We start from the raw sequence: 14,564 nt of genomic DNA, 5'->3' as shown, positions 1-14,564 counted from the left end.
TGTACATGAGTCTGAAATGGGTTGATGTACTTGAGATCGCAATCCAGCTTGCAGAAAGCAAGCCTGAGGTCGATCCTCGTTATGTGAATTTCGTGGACCTGCACCGCTGGGTGCTGGCGTTGCCTGAGTTCAGCGACGATCCGTCACGCGGCGGTGAGAAAGTGCTCGAGGCAATCCAGGCCGCCTGGATCGACGAAGCCGACTAAGCGTCACTTGCAGGTTAGGCAATCCCCCGGAACCCGCGTATAATTCGCGGGTTTAATTTTTCGTAACACTCATATTCTGGAGTTTTCCATGGCTGTTCAACGTACTTTCTCCATCATCAAGCCTGACGCTGTTGCCAAAAACGTCATCGGCAAGATCACCACTCGCTTCGAAGAAGCCGGCCTGAAAATCGTTGCCTCGAAAATGAAGCAACTGTCCAAAGCCGAAGCCGAAGGCTTCTACGCTGAGCACAGCGAGCGCGGCTTCTTCGGTGACCTGGTTGCCTTCATGACTTCCGGTCCGGTCGTTGTCCAGGTTCTGGAAGGCGAGAACGCCATTGCCAAGAACCGTGAGCTGATGGGTGCTACCAACCCTAAAGAAGCTGCTGCCGGCACCATCCGCGCTGACTTCGCCGAGTCGATCGACGCCAACGCCGTTCACGGTTCGGACTCCGAAGCTGCTGCTGCTCGCGAAATCGCTTACTTCTTCGCTGCTACCGAGGTAACCACTCGCTAAGCGAAAGCTTACGGGTGAGGGTGAATCCATGACGACATCTACTGGCAAAATCAACCTGTTGGGTCTGACCCAGCCGGAAATGGAACAATTCTTCGACTCTATCGGGGAGAAGCGCTTCCGTGCCGGCCAGGTGATGAAATGGATTCACCATTTTGGCGTGTCCGACTTTGCGGCCATGACCAACGTAGGCAAGGTCTTGCGCGAAAAGCTCGAGGCCGTTGCCGAAATACGCCCACCGGAAGTGGTCAGTGAAGACATTTCCGCCGACGGCACCCGTAAATGGGTGATCCGCGTTGCCTCCGGCAGCTGCGTCGAGACCGTCTATATTCCAACCGACGACCGCGGCACCCTGTGCGTATCGTCGCAAGCCGGCTGTGCCCTGGACTGCAGCTTCTGCTCCACCGGCAAGCAAGGCTTCAACAGCAACCTCACTGCCGCCGAAGTGATCGGCCAGGTGTGGCTTGCCAACAAATCCTTCGGGACCGTTCCTGCCAAAGTCGACCGCGCGATTACCAACGTGGTCATGATGGGCATGGGCGAGCCCTTGCTGAACTTCGACAACGTCATTGCCGCCATGAAAATCATGATGGATGACCTTGGCTATGGCATTTCCAAGCGCCGTGTCACCTTGTCCACCTCGGGCGTGGTGCCGATGATCGACGAGCTGGCCAAGCACATCGACGTGTCGCTGGCCCTGTCGCTGCATGCGCCGAACGACGAACTGCGCAACAAGCTGGTACCGATCAACAAGAAGTACCCGCTGAAAGTGCTGCTGGAATCGTGCATGGGCTACATGTCCACCCTGGGTGGCAAGCGCGTGCTCACCGTCGAGTACACCCTGCTCAAGGACGTCAACGACCAGCCCGAGCATGCTGCGCAGATGATCGAACTGTTGCGCGATGTACCCTGCAAGATCAACCTGATCCCGTTCAACCCGTTCCCGCATTCGGGCTACGAGCGACCGAGCAACAACGCCATTCGTCGCTTCCAGGATCTGCTGCACCACGGTGGCTTCAACGTCACCACCCGTACCACGCGCGGCGACGACATCGACGCTGCCTGTGGCCAGCTGGTCGGCCAGGTCAATGACCGTACTCGCCGCAGTGAGCGCTACATCGCTGTTCGCCAGCTTTCTGCGGACGTCGAACTGCCAGACAGCGCCGCCAGCCACTGACAGGTACCTTGCCCATGAGCCTGCGCGCCGCGCTGTCGATCCTTGCGCTTTCGCTGCTGGCCGGCTGCGTGTCGGGCGGCGCGAGCGACCCCTTGGCCAGCCGCCAGGGCAGGGTGGAGGCGGGGCGGGCTTATGTGCAGCTTGGCTTGGGTTATTTGCAACAAGGTTTGACCGAACAGGCCAAGGCGCCGCTGGGAAAGGCCCTGGCGCTGAATGACCAGGATGTCGATGCGCACGCCGCCCTGGCAGTAGTGTTTCAAGCCGAAGGCGAGCCGGCGCTGGCCGAAGCACACTTTCGCAAGGCCTTGCTGATAAGCCGCGGTGACACGCGAATTCGCAACAATTACGGCAGTTTCCTTTATGCTCAGGGGCGATTTGCCGAAGCCAAGCAGATGTTTCGCCAGGCCAGTGCCGATACCCTGTATCCTGAGCGCTCACGCGTGTACGAGAATCTGGGCCTGACCGCCCTGAAGCTCGAACGCCGCGATCAGGCGCACGCGTATTTGTTGAAAGCGTTACAACTCAACCCGCGGCAACCAAAAGCGTTGCTGGAAATGGCTGAGTTGTCCTACGAAAACAGGCATTATGTGCCGGCCCGGGACTACTACGATCGTTTCAGCCAGTTGAGCGACCACGACGCCCGTAGCCTGCTGCTGGGCAGCCGCCTTGCCAGGGTGTTCGACGAGCAGGGCGCACTGGCCGAATTGGGCCAGCAATTACAACGACTTTATCCCGGTACGCCGGAATACCAGCAATACCTGTCGGAGCAACGATGAACGCCGCGCACCCCGAAGTAGCAGTAGCGCCTGGCCAGAACCCCGGTGAGCTTTTGCGCCTGGCCCGTGAGAAACGGGACTGGTCTCAAGCCGAGGTGGCCCGCAAGCTCAACCTCACTGTCAGTTCGTTGAACCACGTGGAAACCGGCGCCTTCGACAAGCTGCCCGGGCATACTTTCGCTCGTGGCTACATTCGTGCCTACGCCAAGCTGATGGACCTCGACCAGGCCGCCCTGGTAGACGCCTTCGACCGTTACACCGGTACCCACGCCAAAGGCAGCGACGTGCATTCGCTGGGCCGTATCGAAGAGCCTGTGCGTCTGTCGCACAACATCCTGCGCGGCGTCAGCCTGCTGTTGCTGGTGGCTGTGGTCGGTGGTGGCTTTTTCTGGTGGCAGGACCAGGGCAGCCTGCGGGGCAAGGACCTGGCCAAGATTGCCCTGGAGCATGTCGAGGTCGAAAGCGCCGACGGCACCACACAGATTCACCCGCTCGATGAGCCTGAAGACCAGGCCGTTTCCGCTGGCCAGCAAGCTGAAAGTGCGCCGCTGGCGCTGGAGCGGGGCGCTGCCGAGCAGCCTGCTGCCGCTGAACAAGCACCGGTAAGCTCTGAGGCCGCCATTGCCGCAGCGCCTGCTCCAGCACAGCAAGCGCCGGTGCAACCCGCCCCTGCTGCTTCGCCTGCACCGGTTACGCCTCCGGTACAGGCCACTGCTGCACCTGCACCTGCACCGGCCGTGGCGGCCACCGAGCCTGCCGCAGTGCCAGCTGGCAGCGCCAAGGTCGCCATCCAGTTCACCGCCGATTGCTGGACCCAGGTCAGCGACGGCAACGGCAAGGTGCTGTTCAGCGCCATCAAGCGCAAGGGGGACAACCTCGAGCTGACCGGCAAGCCGCCATTCGCGGTACGCCTGGGCTTTGCCCGGGGCGCCCAGGTCAGCTACAACGGCCAGGCCGTCGATGTTGCCCCATTCACCAGTGGCGAGACTGCTCGCCTGAAGTTGGGACAGTAAGTCATGCACGGCGAATCTCCGATCAAACGTCGCGAATCCCGCAAAATCTGGGTTGGCAATGTGCCGGTGGGTGGTGATGCGCCCATCGCGGTGCAGAGCATGACCAACACCGACACCAACGATGTCGCTGCTACCGTGGCGCAAATCCAGCGACTGGTCGATGCCGGCGTGGACATCGTGCGTGTCTCGGTGCCGGACATGGACGCCGCCGAAGCGTTTGGCAAGATCAAGCAACGGGTCAGCGTGCCGCTGGTCGCCGACATCCATTTCGACTACAAGATTGCCCTGCGCGTTGCCGAGCTGGGCGTTGATTGCCTGCGGATCAACCCGGGCAACATCGGCCGTGAAGACCGTGTGCGCGCTGTGGTCGATGCCGCCCGCGACCGCGGCATTCCGATTCGTATCGGGGTCAACGCCGGTTCGCTGGAAAAAGACCTGCAGAAGAAGTATGGCGAACCGACCCCGGCCGCACTGGTCGAGTCGGCCCTGCGCCACGTCGAGCATCTCGATCGCCTGGATTTCCAGGACTTCAAGGTCAGCGTCAAGGCCTCGGACGTGTTCATGGCTGTCGAAGCCTACCGTCTGCTGGCCAAGCAGATCGTGCAACCGCTGCACCTGGGCATCACTGAAGCCGGTGGCCTGCGTTCGGGGACGGTGAAGTCCGCCGTCGGCCTCGGTATGCTGTTGGCCGAGGGTATTGGCGATACCATCCGCATCTCGCTGGCGGCCGACCCGGTCGAAGAAGTGAAAGTCGGCTACGACATCCTCAAGTCGCTGCATCTGCGTTCGCGTGGCATCAACTTCATCGCCTGCCCGAGCTGCTCGCGGCAGAACTTCGATGTGGTCAAGACCATGAACGAGCTGGAAGGGCGCCTGGAAGACCTGCTGGTGCCGCTGGATGTGGCGGTGATCGGTTGCGTGGTCAACGGCCCGGGTGAAGCCAAGGAGGCCCATGTAGGGTTGACCGGCGGCACGCCGAACCTGATCTACATCGACGGCAAGCCTGCGCAGAAACTGACCAATGACAACCTGGTCGATGAGCTGGAAAAGCTCATCCGCCAGAAAGCGGCCGAAAAGGCCGAGGCCGACGCGGCGCTGATCGTCCGTGGCTGACACACCGAATTCGTAAGGACTTTTCGTGAGCAAATCGCTGCAAGCCATCCGTGGCATGAACGACATCCTGCCAGAACAGTCGCCGCTGTGGCGCTACTTCGAAGGCACCGTGGCCGGGCTGCTGGACACCTACGGGTACAGCCAGATCCGCACGCCGATCGTCGAGTTCACCGAGCTGTTCAAACGCTCGATCGGTGAAGTGACCGACATCGTCGAAAAAGAGATGTACACCTTCGAGGACCGCAACGGTGATTCGCTGACCCTGCGCCCTGAAGGCACCGCGGCCTGCGTGCGAGCGGTGCTCGAGCACGGCATCACCGGCAACGGTCAGGTGCAGAAGCTGTGGTACATCGGCCAGATGTTCCGCCACGAGCGCCCACAGAAGGGCCGCTACCGTCAGTTCCACCAGATCGGCGTGGAAGTGTTCAACCTGGACGGCCCGGACATCGATGCCGAGCTGATCATGCTGACCTGGCGCCTGTGGGGCCTGCTGGGCATTCAGGACGCGGTCAAGCTGGAGCTCAACAGCCTGGGCACCAGTGAAGCCCGCGCACGCTACCGTGACGCGTTGGTCGAGTTCCTCTCGGCGCGCCTGGAGCAACTGGACGAAGACAGCCAGCGCCGCCTGAAGAGCAACCCGCTGCGCATCCTCGACAGCAAAGACCAGAACACCCAGGCGGTGTTGGTCGGGGCGCCGAAGCTGGAAGACTACCTGGACGAAGAGTCGCGCGTGCACTTCGAAGGCCTCAAGGCCCGCCTGGACGCAGCCGGTATTCCGTTCGTGATCAACACCAAGCTGGTACGTGGCCTGGACTATTACAGCAAGACCGTGTTCGAGTGGGTAACCGACAAGCTCGGCGCCCAGGGCACGGTGTGCGCGGGTGGCCGTTACGACGGCCTGGTCGAACAGATGGGTGGCAAGCCGACCACTGGCGTTGGTTTCGCCATGGGCATCGAGCGCCTGATCCTGCTGTTGGAAACCTTGGGCAAGGTGCCGGAGTCCATCAGCCGCCAGATCGACGTTTACCTGTGCGCGTTTGGCGAGCAGGCGGAGCTGGCAGGCCTGCGCCTGTCCGAAGGCTTGCGCGACCGCTTGCCGGGCCTGCGCCTGGCTGTCAACGCCGGGGGTGGCAGCTTCAAGAGCCAGTTCAAGAAGGCCGACAAGAGCGGTGCACTGTTCGCCCTGATCCTCGGCGACGACGAGCTGGCCAAGCAAGAGATCGGCTTGAAGCCCCTGCGTGGCCAGGGCGAACAACAGAACATTGCCTGGGATGCTCTTGCAGAGCACCTGGAAACCGCGATCGCGCAGGCGTAACGCGGTTCAACAAGCGAATAGGCGAAAAGGAGTATTGGGGTGTCGAGTACCGATGATGATGACCTGGCAGGGGTCAAGGACTGGTGGAACCGCAACGGCAAGCCGCTGCTGACCGGTGCATTGCTGGCTGGCGTGGTGGTGTTGGGCTGGAATACCTGGCACAAGTACCAGACCAACCAGTCGCAAGGTGCCTCGCAGTTGTATCAGGCGCTGATTGAAACCAGCCTGACACCGACCGGCCAGCCGGACGCCACCAAGGTCGCGGAACTGGCCGGCAAGCTCAAGAGCGAGTTTGGCGGCACCGCTTACGCCCAGTACGGCAGCCTGTTCGTGGCCAAGGTCGCGGTCGACAGCGGCAAGCTCGATGACGCCGCAGCCGAGCTGAAAAGCGTGCTGGACAAACCGGCCGACGTTACCTTGGGCGAGATTTCGCGTCAGCGTCTGGCGCGCGTACTGGCAGCCCAGAACAAGGCCGAGGATGCCCTCAAGCTGCTCGACGGCGACGCCGACAAAGCCTTCCTGGCCAGCCGTGAAGAGTTGAAGGGTGACCTGCTGGTGCAGCTGGGTCGCGCCGACGACGCACACAGCGCTTACGAAAAAGCCAAGGCTGCGCTGTCCGATGACGCGGCGGTCGGTGGCCTGCAATTGAAGCTGGATGACCTGGCTAAAGGGGACGCGTAAGTGATCGGTTGGAAACATGCAGCAGTGCTGACCCTGGCCGTACTGGCCGCAGGTTGCAGCAGCAACAGCAAGAAGGAACTGCCCCCGGCCGAGCTGACCAAGTTCACCGAGGAAGTGGTGCTGAAGAAGCAGTGGAGCCGTTCGATCGGTGACGGCCAAGGTGAAACCTACAACACCCTGGTACCGGCCATCGAGAACGACCGTATCTACGCTTCCGACGTCAACGGCGAAGTCTTCGCCCTCGACCGCATCACGGGTGACGTGGTGTGGAAGAAGGACCTGGAGCTGCAGGTTTCCGGTGCAGTTGGCGTAGGCTATGGCCTGGTCATGCTCGGCACCCTCAAGGGTGAGGTCATTGCTCTGGACTCCAGCACCGGTGAGGAGCGTTGGCGCTCGCGCGTGACCAGCGAAGTGCTGGCCCCACCTGCCAACAACGGTGACGTGGTGGTGGTGCAGACCCAGGACGACCGCCTGATCGGCCTGGATGCCGCCACTGGCGACCGCCGTTGGATCTACGAAAACTCCCCGGCCGTGCTGACGCTGCGTGGCACCGGTGCGCCGATCGCCACCAACCGCCTGGCGGTTGCCGGCCTGTCCACCGGCAAAGTGGTCGCGGTTGACATCAACAACGGTGTGCCGGTGTGGGAAAGCCGCGTGGCCATCCCGAAGGGCCGTTCCGAGCTGGACCGTGTGGTTGATATCGACGGCGGCTTGCTGCTGTCTGGTGGTACCCTGTACGTCAGCACCTACCAGGGCCGTGTAGCGGGCCTGGACCTGGAAAGCGGCCGCGAGCTGTGGCAGCGCGATGCTTCCAGCTATGTGGGTGTCGCCCAGGGCTTCGGTAACGTCTACGTCAGCGAAGCTTCGGGTACCGTGGAAGGTGTGGATGAGCGCTCTTCCAGTGCCCTGTGGAGCAACGACAGCATGGCTCGCCGCCAGTTGACCGCCCCTGAAGTGTTCAGCAGCTACGTGGCTGTGGGTGACTTTGAAGGTTACCTGCACCTGCTGAGCCAGGTGGATGGCCGCTTCGTCGGCCGTGAGCGTATCGACAGCGATGGCCTGCGCGCCCGCCCACTTGTGGTCGGCGACACCATCTATGTCTTCGGCAACAGCGGCAAGCTCGAGGCACTGACCATCCGCTGAAGCTATGCTTGAAGCCTTGGCGGGCTTCAAGCCGCGGCGTAGGACACGCCGCCCAAACTCCGGCCGCTGCCTTGCAGCGGCCTTTGCATTTTCAAGAATTCGAGAGTGGAGAGCCGATGGTTCCCGTAATTGCCCTGGTGGGCCGCCCGAACGTCGGCAAATCCACCATGTTCAACCGCCTGACCAAGACCCGCGATGCCATCGTCGGTGACCTGTCGGGCCTGACCCGTGACCGCCAGTATGGTGATGCCAGCTGGCAGGGTCGTTCCTTCATCCTGATTGACACCGGTGGTATCACCGGTGACGAAGTGGGCATGGACGAAAAAATGGCCGAGCAGTCGCTCATGGCCATCGAAGAAGCCGACTACGTGCTGTTCCTGGTTGATGCCCGAGCGGGCATGACCGCAGCAGACCAGATGATCGCCGAGCACCTGCGCAAGCGGAACAAGGCCGCGATCCTGGTTGCCAACAAGATCGACAACATCGACCCCGACGTTGCCCGCGCCGAATTCTCGCCAATGGGCATGGGCAACGCCATTCCGGTGGCAGGCTCCCAGGGCCGGGGTATCAGCGCCTTGATGGAGGCCGTGCTCGGTCACCTGCCGCGTGATGCCGAAGACGAAGCCCTCGAACAGGACGTTGCTGAAGGTGAGGAAGCCGTGCGCATTCCTGGCCCAAGCGAGAAGGATGGCATCAAGATCGCCATCATCGGCCGCCCGAACGTTGGCAAGTCGACGCTGGTCAACCGCATGCTCGGCGAAGAGCGTGTGGTGGTCTACGACGAGCCGGGTACTACCCGTGACAGTATCTACATCCCGTTCGAGCGTGATGGTGACAAGTACACCTTCATCGACACCGCCGGTGTGCGCAAGCGTGGCAAGATCCACGAGGAAGTCGAGAAGTTCTCGGTGGTGAAGACGCTGCAGGCAATCAAGGACGCCAACGTCGTCATCTTCGTCATGGATGCCCGCGAAGGTGTGGTCGACCATGACCTGAACCTGCTGGGCTTTGCCCTTGAAGCCGGTCGCGCCATCGTCATTGCCCTGAACAAGTGGGATGGCATGGAGCCGGGTGAGCGCGCCTACGTGAAGACCGAGCTGGAGCGTCGGCTGTTCTTCGTCGATTTTGCCGACATCCACTTCATTTCTGCGCTGCATGGCACGGGCGTGGGCAACTTGTACAAGTCGGTGCAGGCTGCGTTCCAGTCCGCGGTCACCCGCTGGCCGACCAGCCGCCTGACGCAGATCCTCGAAGATGCCGTGAGCGAGCACCAGCCGCCGATGGTCAATGGTCGCCGCATCAAGCTGCGCTATGCCCACCTCGGCGGTGCCAACCCGCCGCTCATCGTGATCCACGGCAACCAGACCGACAGCATTCCCAAGTCGTACTCGCGTTACCTGGAAAACACCTATCGCCGGGTGCTCAAACTGGTCGGTACGCCGATTCGTATTGAGTACAAGGGCGGCGAGAACCCGTACGAGGGTAAGAAGAACACCCTTACCGATCGCCAGGTCAACAAGAAACGCCGCCTGATGTCGCACCACAAGAAGGCCGAGAAGAAGCGTCGCGACAAACGCTAAGTAGCGCCATGTGGGGGCGAGCAAGGCCGCCCCCACAGATGCCCTTTGATCCAGAGCAATCCCCCTATTGTTTCAACCTTTTTCCTGACCGCTCGATCCGCTATGCTCGGACTCCACCCCGTGCCGGATATACCCCAGGAAAGAGGGCTCCATGATCCGCAGCAAACTGCCGAATGTCGGCACGACCATCTTCACCACCATGTCCCAGCTCGCCGTGCAGACTGGCGCGCTCAACCTGTCCCAGGGCTTTCCTGACTTCAATGGCCCGCAGGCCCTGCTCGATGCAGTGGGCCGGCACGTGGCTGCCGGGCATAACCAGTATTCGCCGATGACCGGCCTTCCGGCTTTGCGCCAGCAGGTAGCGGCCAAGGTCGAGCGGCTGTATGGGGCCAGGGTGGATGCCGATCAGGAAGTGACTATCACCCCCGGCGCCACCGAGGCTATTTTCTGTGCCATCCAGGCGGTGGTGCATGCCGGTGACGAAGTGATCGTCTTTGACCCCTGCTACGACAGTTACGAGCCGTCCGTGGAGCTGGCCGGTGGTCGCTGTGTACATGTGCAGTTGAGCGACGGCGATTTCCGTATCGACTGGCAGAAATTCAGCGATGCTTTGAGCCCGCGCACGCGCATGGTCATCCTCAACTCGCCACACAACCCCAGCGGCGCGTTGATCACCCGCGAAGACCTCGACCAGTTGGCCGCACTTATTGCCGACCGCGATATCTACCTGGTCAGCGATGAAGTGTACGAGCACCTGGTCTACGACGGTGTACGCCACGCCAGTGTGCTGGCCCATGAGCAGTTGTACTCGCGTGCCTTCGTGGTTAGTTCCTTCGGCAAGACGTACCACGTTACCGGCTGGAAGACCGGTTACGTGATCGCGCCGCCTGCCCTGAGCGCCGAGCTGCGCAAAGTGCACCAGTACGTCAATTTCTGTGGCGTGACGCCGCTGCAGTGTGCCTTGGCCGACTTCATGGCCGGGCACCCCGAGCATATTGATGAGTTGCCAGCCTTTTACCAGGCTAAGCGCGATCTGTTTTGCGGTTTGCTGGACGGCTCGCGTTTTAACTTTACCCGCACGACGGGCACTTATTTCCAGTTGGTGGACTATTCGCAAATCCGTCCGGACCTGAACGATGTCGACATGTCGCTGTGGCTTACCCGCGAACATGGCGTGGCAACCATTCCGGTATCGGTGTTCTACCAGCAACCTATCCCCGAGCAACGCCTGGTGCGCCTGTGCTTTGCCAAACGAGAGGAGACGCTGCGTCAGGCAGCGGAAAGACTATGCGCGATCTGAGTACACTGCCGAACCTGAAAGTCGCCCTGGTGCAAACCACCTTGGCCTGGCACGACCGCGAGGCCAACTATGCGCACTTCGAGGTGCTGCTGGAGCAGGTGGGCGAGGTTGACCTGGTGATCCTGCCGGAAATGTTTACCACCGGTTTTTCGATGCAATCGGAAAGCCTGTGCGAGCCGGAGAACGGTCCGACCTACAAATGGCTGAAGGCACAGGCCAAGAAGCACAACGCGGTGATTACCGGCAGTGTGATCATCCAGGCCGCCGATGGCAGCCACCGCAACCGCCTGTTGTGGGCGCGGCCGGACGGCGAGATTCTGCACTACGACAAGCGCCACCTGTTCCGCATGGCCGGTGAGCACAAACATTACACCCCAGGCGAGCGGCAGGTGCAGTTCGAGCTCAAGGGCTGGCGGATTCGCCCGCTGATCTGCTACGACCTGCGCTTCCCTGTGTGGAGCCGTGACGCCCAGGACACCGACCTGCTGCTGTACACCGCCAACTGGCCGGCCGCGCGTCGCCAGCACTGGAACCGCCTGCTACCGGCGCGGGGGATCGAGAACCTGTGCTATGTGGCGGCGGTGAATCGAGTGGGCACGGACGGTAAAGGCTTTGCTTATTCTGGTGACAGCCAGGTGCTGGATTTCCAGGGTGAGAGCCTGCTCAGTGCCGGGGAGGCGGACGGGGTGTTCACTGCAGTATTGAGCGCGGCGGAACTGGCGGCGTACCGGGCCAAGTTCCCGGCCAACCTGGATGCCGATACCTTCGAGCTGCACTGACAGCAGGGCCGGCTTCTTCGCGGGCTTGCCCGCGAAAGGGCCGGCCTGCTGGCCAATTTCCACCTGTCGTTCGCCATTGCCGCCGCCACCGTATCCGCGGGTAAACCCGCGCCTACACACGCATCGGCGGTTGGTCACAGGCCGTCGTAGGAGCGGGTTCACCCGCGAAAGGGCCGGCCCTGCTGGCCAATTTCCATCCGACGTTCACCGTTGCCGCCGCCACCGTATTCGCGGGTAAACCCGCTCCTACACACCGATCAATACACATCCCGCCGATACCGCCCATCCTCGATCAACTGCTGTACAGCAGCTTCACCCAGCATGCCTTTGAGCGCCGCATCCACCCCCGCCGCCATGCCTTGCAGGCTGCCGCAGACGTACACGCAAGCCCCGTCGGCCACCCAGCGCTTGAAGTCCTCGGCCTGCTCCAGCATCACGTCCTGCACATACACCTTCTCGGCCTGATCGCGCGAGAACGCCAGGTCCAGCCGTGCCAGGTCGCCGTTGTCCAGCCAAGCGTGCAGCTCATCGCCACACAGCAAGTCATGCGCCCGATTACGCTCGCCGAACAACAGCCAGTTGCGCTGCTCACCGGCATTGACCCGCGCGCGCAACAGGCTGCGAAGACCCGCCAGGCCAGTGCCGTTGCCGATCAGGATCATCGGCGCAGCGGCCTCAGGCAGATGGAAGCCACTGTTACGCCGCAGGCGCAGGCTCAGGGTGCCATTCATTGGCAGGTATTCGGTCAGCCAGCCAGAGCCCAAGCCAGGGCTGCCGTCGGGGTGGCGTTCCTGGCGCACGATCAGCTCCAGCACACCATCGCTGGCGATCGAAGCAATGGAGTACTCGCGGCAACCGATTGGCACCAGTGCATCGACCAGCGCTTGTGGCTGCAAGCCGATCAGGTGGTCGCGGCGCGTCGGCAGTTGGCGGCCAGCGAGTGCCTGGGCAAGGGTTTCACTCAGGCCATTCACCTGCACCTGGCTGCCGGCGTCCAGTGCCATGCCCTTGAGGAACGCGTCGATCCGTGGCTGCCCATTCAGCGGCAGTATCTCTACCAGATCGCCGGCTTCCCAGCTCGCCGGTTCTGCAGCCTGCAGGCCAAGCAGGTACACCGGTTGGCCTTGGCTGCCGGGGTTGAGCAGTTTGCGGCGCACCAGCGACCAGTTGGCAAAGGTTGGCGGCTGCCAGGCGGCCACCGGTTGGACGCCCGTCAGTTGCGCCAGTTCCTGCTGCCATTGCTGCAGGGCGGCCTTGTCGGCGTTGTCCACTTCCACCGGGCTGAATGCACTGCTGGCACCGCGCTCCCCCAGCCACGCCTGGAGACGACGAGCGAAACCGCAGAAGTGCGGGTACTGACGATCACCGAGGGCGAGCAGGGCATAGTTGAGGTTGTTCAGTGCCCAAGGCTGGCCGAGCACCTTGCGCTCGAAGGCGCGAGCGCTGTCGGGCGCTTCGCCGTCGCCGAATGTACTCACCACGAAGAGCGCGCGATGGGCCTGGCGCAGGTCGTTTTCACCCAGCTCGGCAAGGGCGCGCACCTGAACGGGCTGGCCAGCTGCCTGCAGCTGCTCGGCACTCTGCCAGGCCAACTGTTCGGCAAAGCCACTCTGGCTGGCGAAGCCGATCAGCCAGCCGTCGCCAGTGCCGCTGTTGGCGACGTTGCCACGGGCTGCGCGCACCTGACGTTTCTTGCGGCGGCGGTCGAGGTACAGCAGCCAGCCGGTGACGAAGAACAACGGCATGGTGAGGCTGGCGATGGTGACGATGATGCGCCCGGGCAAGCCGAAGTATTCGCCGACGTGCAAGGCGTAAACACTCTGCAGCAGTTGCGCCTTGAAGGACTTGTCGGTGTAGCGGTCGTGCTTTTTAACCTGGCCGGTGGCCGGGTCCAGGACCAGGGTATTGAAGGCACGTGGGTGCGCGGCGTTGTCGAGCAGGTAGAACAGGTTGGCCGGCTGACCGCCAGCAGGCGGCAGGCGCAGGTTGTAGGTGGACAGGCCTGGGCCTGCGGCGTCCTTGAGGTTGGCCCAGATGGCGTCGTAGTCCACCACCAGCGGTGGCGCATTCTTGTCGACTTTTTGCGGCCCGTGCCGGCCACGGCCTTCACCACGTTTTTGCTGCTGGCCCGCGGCCGGCGCGTCGGCCAGCAGCTTGTTCAGGCCTTCACGGTACCACTCATAGGACCAGAACAGCCCGGTCAGGGCGAACAGAAGATAGAACAGCAGGCACCAGGTGCCGGCAACGGCGTGCAGGTCCCAGTTGAAGGCGCGGCCTTTCTTGGCCCAGTCGAAGGTCAGCCAGGTGCGCCAGTCCAGCGCTTTACGCGGCCAGCGCAGGTAAAGGCCGGACAGGCAGAAGAACACCAGCATCAGGGTGCAGGCCCCGGTGATTTGCCGGCCAGTATCGCCCATGGCGAGGAAACGGTGCAGCTTGAGCATGAGGTTGAAGAAGCCTTGCCCGGCCGCTTCACCCTTGAGTTCGCCGGTGTACGGGTCGGCATAGCGCAGCTCGCCACGGCGTTCGCCCGGTGCGGGCATGAAGAAGATCCGTGCAGCGTTGCCTTCGCGCACGTCGACCCACAGCATCGAGACTTTGTCGTGTTGCTGGGCTTCGACCCGCTTAACCAGCTCGGCCGGCGGTAGCACGCCTTCGGCGCGTACTTCTACCTTGAGTACATCGGCATTGAATGCGCGCAGCAGTTCTTCCTGGAACGAGTACAGCGCCCCGGTAATGCCCATCAAGGCCAGCACCAGGCCAGCGGTGATGCCAAAGAACCAGTGCAATTGGAACAGCGTCTTCTTCACCACGTTTCTCACCTTGAGTTGCTGCCGCGACCAGCGCGGCGTGCATTATGCCTTGATACGCAAAAGCCCCGCTCAATGAACGGGGCGGGGGTGGGCTTCTTTTGGTGGAAGCTTGTACCGGCCTCTTCGCGGGCTTGCCCGNCACAGGGTTTGAAGGTTGTGG

13 protein-coding genes are annotated in these 14,564 nt (G+C 62.2%); 12 read left to right on the top strand and 1 reads right to left on the bottom strand.

All coding sequences use genetic code 11. The features are described 5' to 3' along the window. Positions 1-5: 5 nt before the first annotated feature. The 12 genes from iscX (at position 6) to ACTJJN_RS05215 (ending at position 11,594) form a co-directional block, all read left to right on the top strand. Positions 6-206 carry a Fe-S cluster assembly protein IscX gene (gene iscX / locus ACTJJN_RS05270; protein WP_003248529.1) on the top strand — a complete coding sequence of 67 codons (201 nt, stop codon included), beginning with the start codon at positions 6-8 and terminating at the stop codon, positions 204-206. 88 nt (positions 207-294) lie between these two features. Then, a complete protein-coding gene (gene ndk, locus ACTJJN_RS05265; RefSeq protein ID WP_003248526.1) occupies positions 295-720 on the top strand; it encodes a nucleoside-diphosphate kinase in 426 nt (141 codons plus the stop codon). A 28-nt stretch (positions 721-748) separates the two neighbouring features. Then, complete coding sequence (gene rlmN, locus ACTJJN_RS05260; protein WP_010952067.1) at positions 749-1,894, top strand: 23S rRNA (adenine(2503)-C(2))-methyltransferase RlmN; 1,146 nt, start codon at positions 749-751, stop codon at positions 1,892-1,894. A 14-nt stretch (positions 1,895-1,908) separates the two neighbouring features. Next, on the top strand, positions 1,909-2,670 hold the full coding sequence (gene pilW, locus ACTJJN_RS05255; protein ID WP_012051251.1) for a type IV pilus biogenesis/stability protein PilW: 762 nt from the start codon (positions 1,909-1,911) through the stop codon (positions 2,668-2,670). Continuing rightward, a complete protein-coding gene (locus ACTJJN_RS05250; RefSeq protein ID WP_440781048.1) occupies positions 2,667-3,683 on the top strand; it encodes a RodZ domain-containing protein in 1,017 nt (338 codons plus the stop codon). The genes pilW and ACTJJN_RS05250 overlap by 4 nt, the downstream gene beginning before the upstream one ends. A gap of 3 nt (positions 3,684-3,686) precedes the next feature. Then, positions 3,687-4,796 (top strand): flavodoxin-dependent (E)-4-hydroxy-3-methylbut-2-enyl-diphosphate synthase, encoded by a 1,110-nt coding sequence (gene ispG, locus ACTJJN_RS05245; protein WP_003248517.1) that lies wholly within the window; start codon positions 3,687-3,689, stop codon positions 4,794-4,796. A 25-nt stretch (positions 4,797-4,821) separates the two neighbouring features. Beyond that, the gene (gene hisS / locus ACTJJN_RS05240) at positions 4,822-6,111 is read left to right on the top strand and encodes a histidine--tRNA ligase (protein WP_003248516.1); all 1,290 of its coding nucleotides are present in this window, start codon (positions 4,822-4,824) and stop codon (positions 6,109-6,111) included. A gap of 39 nt (positions 6,112-6,150) precedes the next feature. Continuing rightward, positions 6,151-6,792 carry a tetratricopeptide repeat protein gene (locus ACTJJN_RS05235; RefSeq protein WP_003248514.1) on the top strand — a complete coding sequence of 214 codons (642 nt, stop codon included), beginning with the start codon at positions 6,151-6,153 and terminating at the stop codon, positions 6,790-6,792. Then, the gene (gene bamB, locus ACTJJN_RS05230; RefSeq protein ID WP_003248513.1) at positions 6,793-7,935 is read left to right on the top strand and encodes an outer membrane protein assembly factor BamB; all 1,143 of its coding nucleotides are present in this window, start codon (positions 6,793-6,795) and stop codon (positions 7,933-7,935) included. It abuts the gene before it with no gap. 116 nt (positions 7,936-8,051) lie between these two features. Next, positions 8,052-9,515 carry a ribosome biogenesis GTPase Der gene (der, locus tag ACTJJN_RS05225; protein WP_003248512.1) on the top strand — a complete coding sequence of 488 codons (1,464 nt, stop codon included), beginning with the start codon at positions 8,052-8,054 and terminating at the stop codon, positions 9,513-9,515. 151 nt (positions 9,516-9,666) lie between these two features. Beyond that, positions 9,667-10,815 (top strand): pyridoxal phosphate-dependent aminotransferase, encoded by a 1,149-nt coding sequence (locus ACTJJN_RS05220; RefSeq protein ID WP_003248511.1) that lies wholly within the window; start codon positions 9,667-9,669, stop codon positions 10,813-10,815. Beyond that, the gene (locus ACTJJN_RS05215) at positions 10,803-11,594 is read left to right on the top strand and encodes an amidohydrolase (protein ID WP_012051253.1); all 792 of its coding nucleotides are present in this window, start codon (positions 10,803-10,805) and stop codon (positions 11,592-11,594) included. Before ACTJJN_RS05220 ends, ACTJJN_RS05215 begins: the two co-directional genes overlap by 13 nt. 257 nt (positions 11,595-11,851) lie before the next feature. Here ACTJJN_RS05215 and ACTJJN_RS05210 read toward each other — a convergent pair whose 3' ends face one another. Continuing rightward, complete coding sequence (locus ACTJJN_RS05210; protein WP_440781045.1) at positions 11,852-14,404, bottom strand: PepSY domain-containing protein; 2,553 nt, start codon at positions 14,402-14,404, stop codon at positions 11,852-11,854. Between the last annotated feature and the right edge of the window lie 160 nt (positions 14,405-14,564).

This window comes from Pseudomonas sp. 22515 (assembly GCF_052044625.1).
GTDB classification, from domain to species: domain Bacteria; phylum Pseudomonadota; class Gammaproteobacteria; order Pseudomonadales; family Pseudomonadaceae; genus Aquipseudomonas; species Aquipseudomonas alloputida.
Note: the sequence above shows the minus strand (reverse complement) of the source record. Positions and strands in the feature narration are given on the sequence as shown.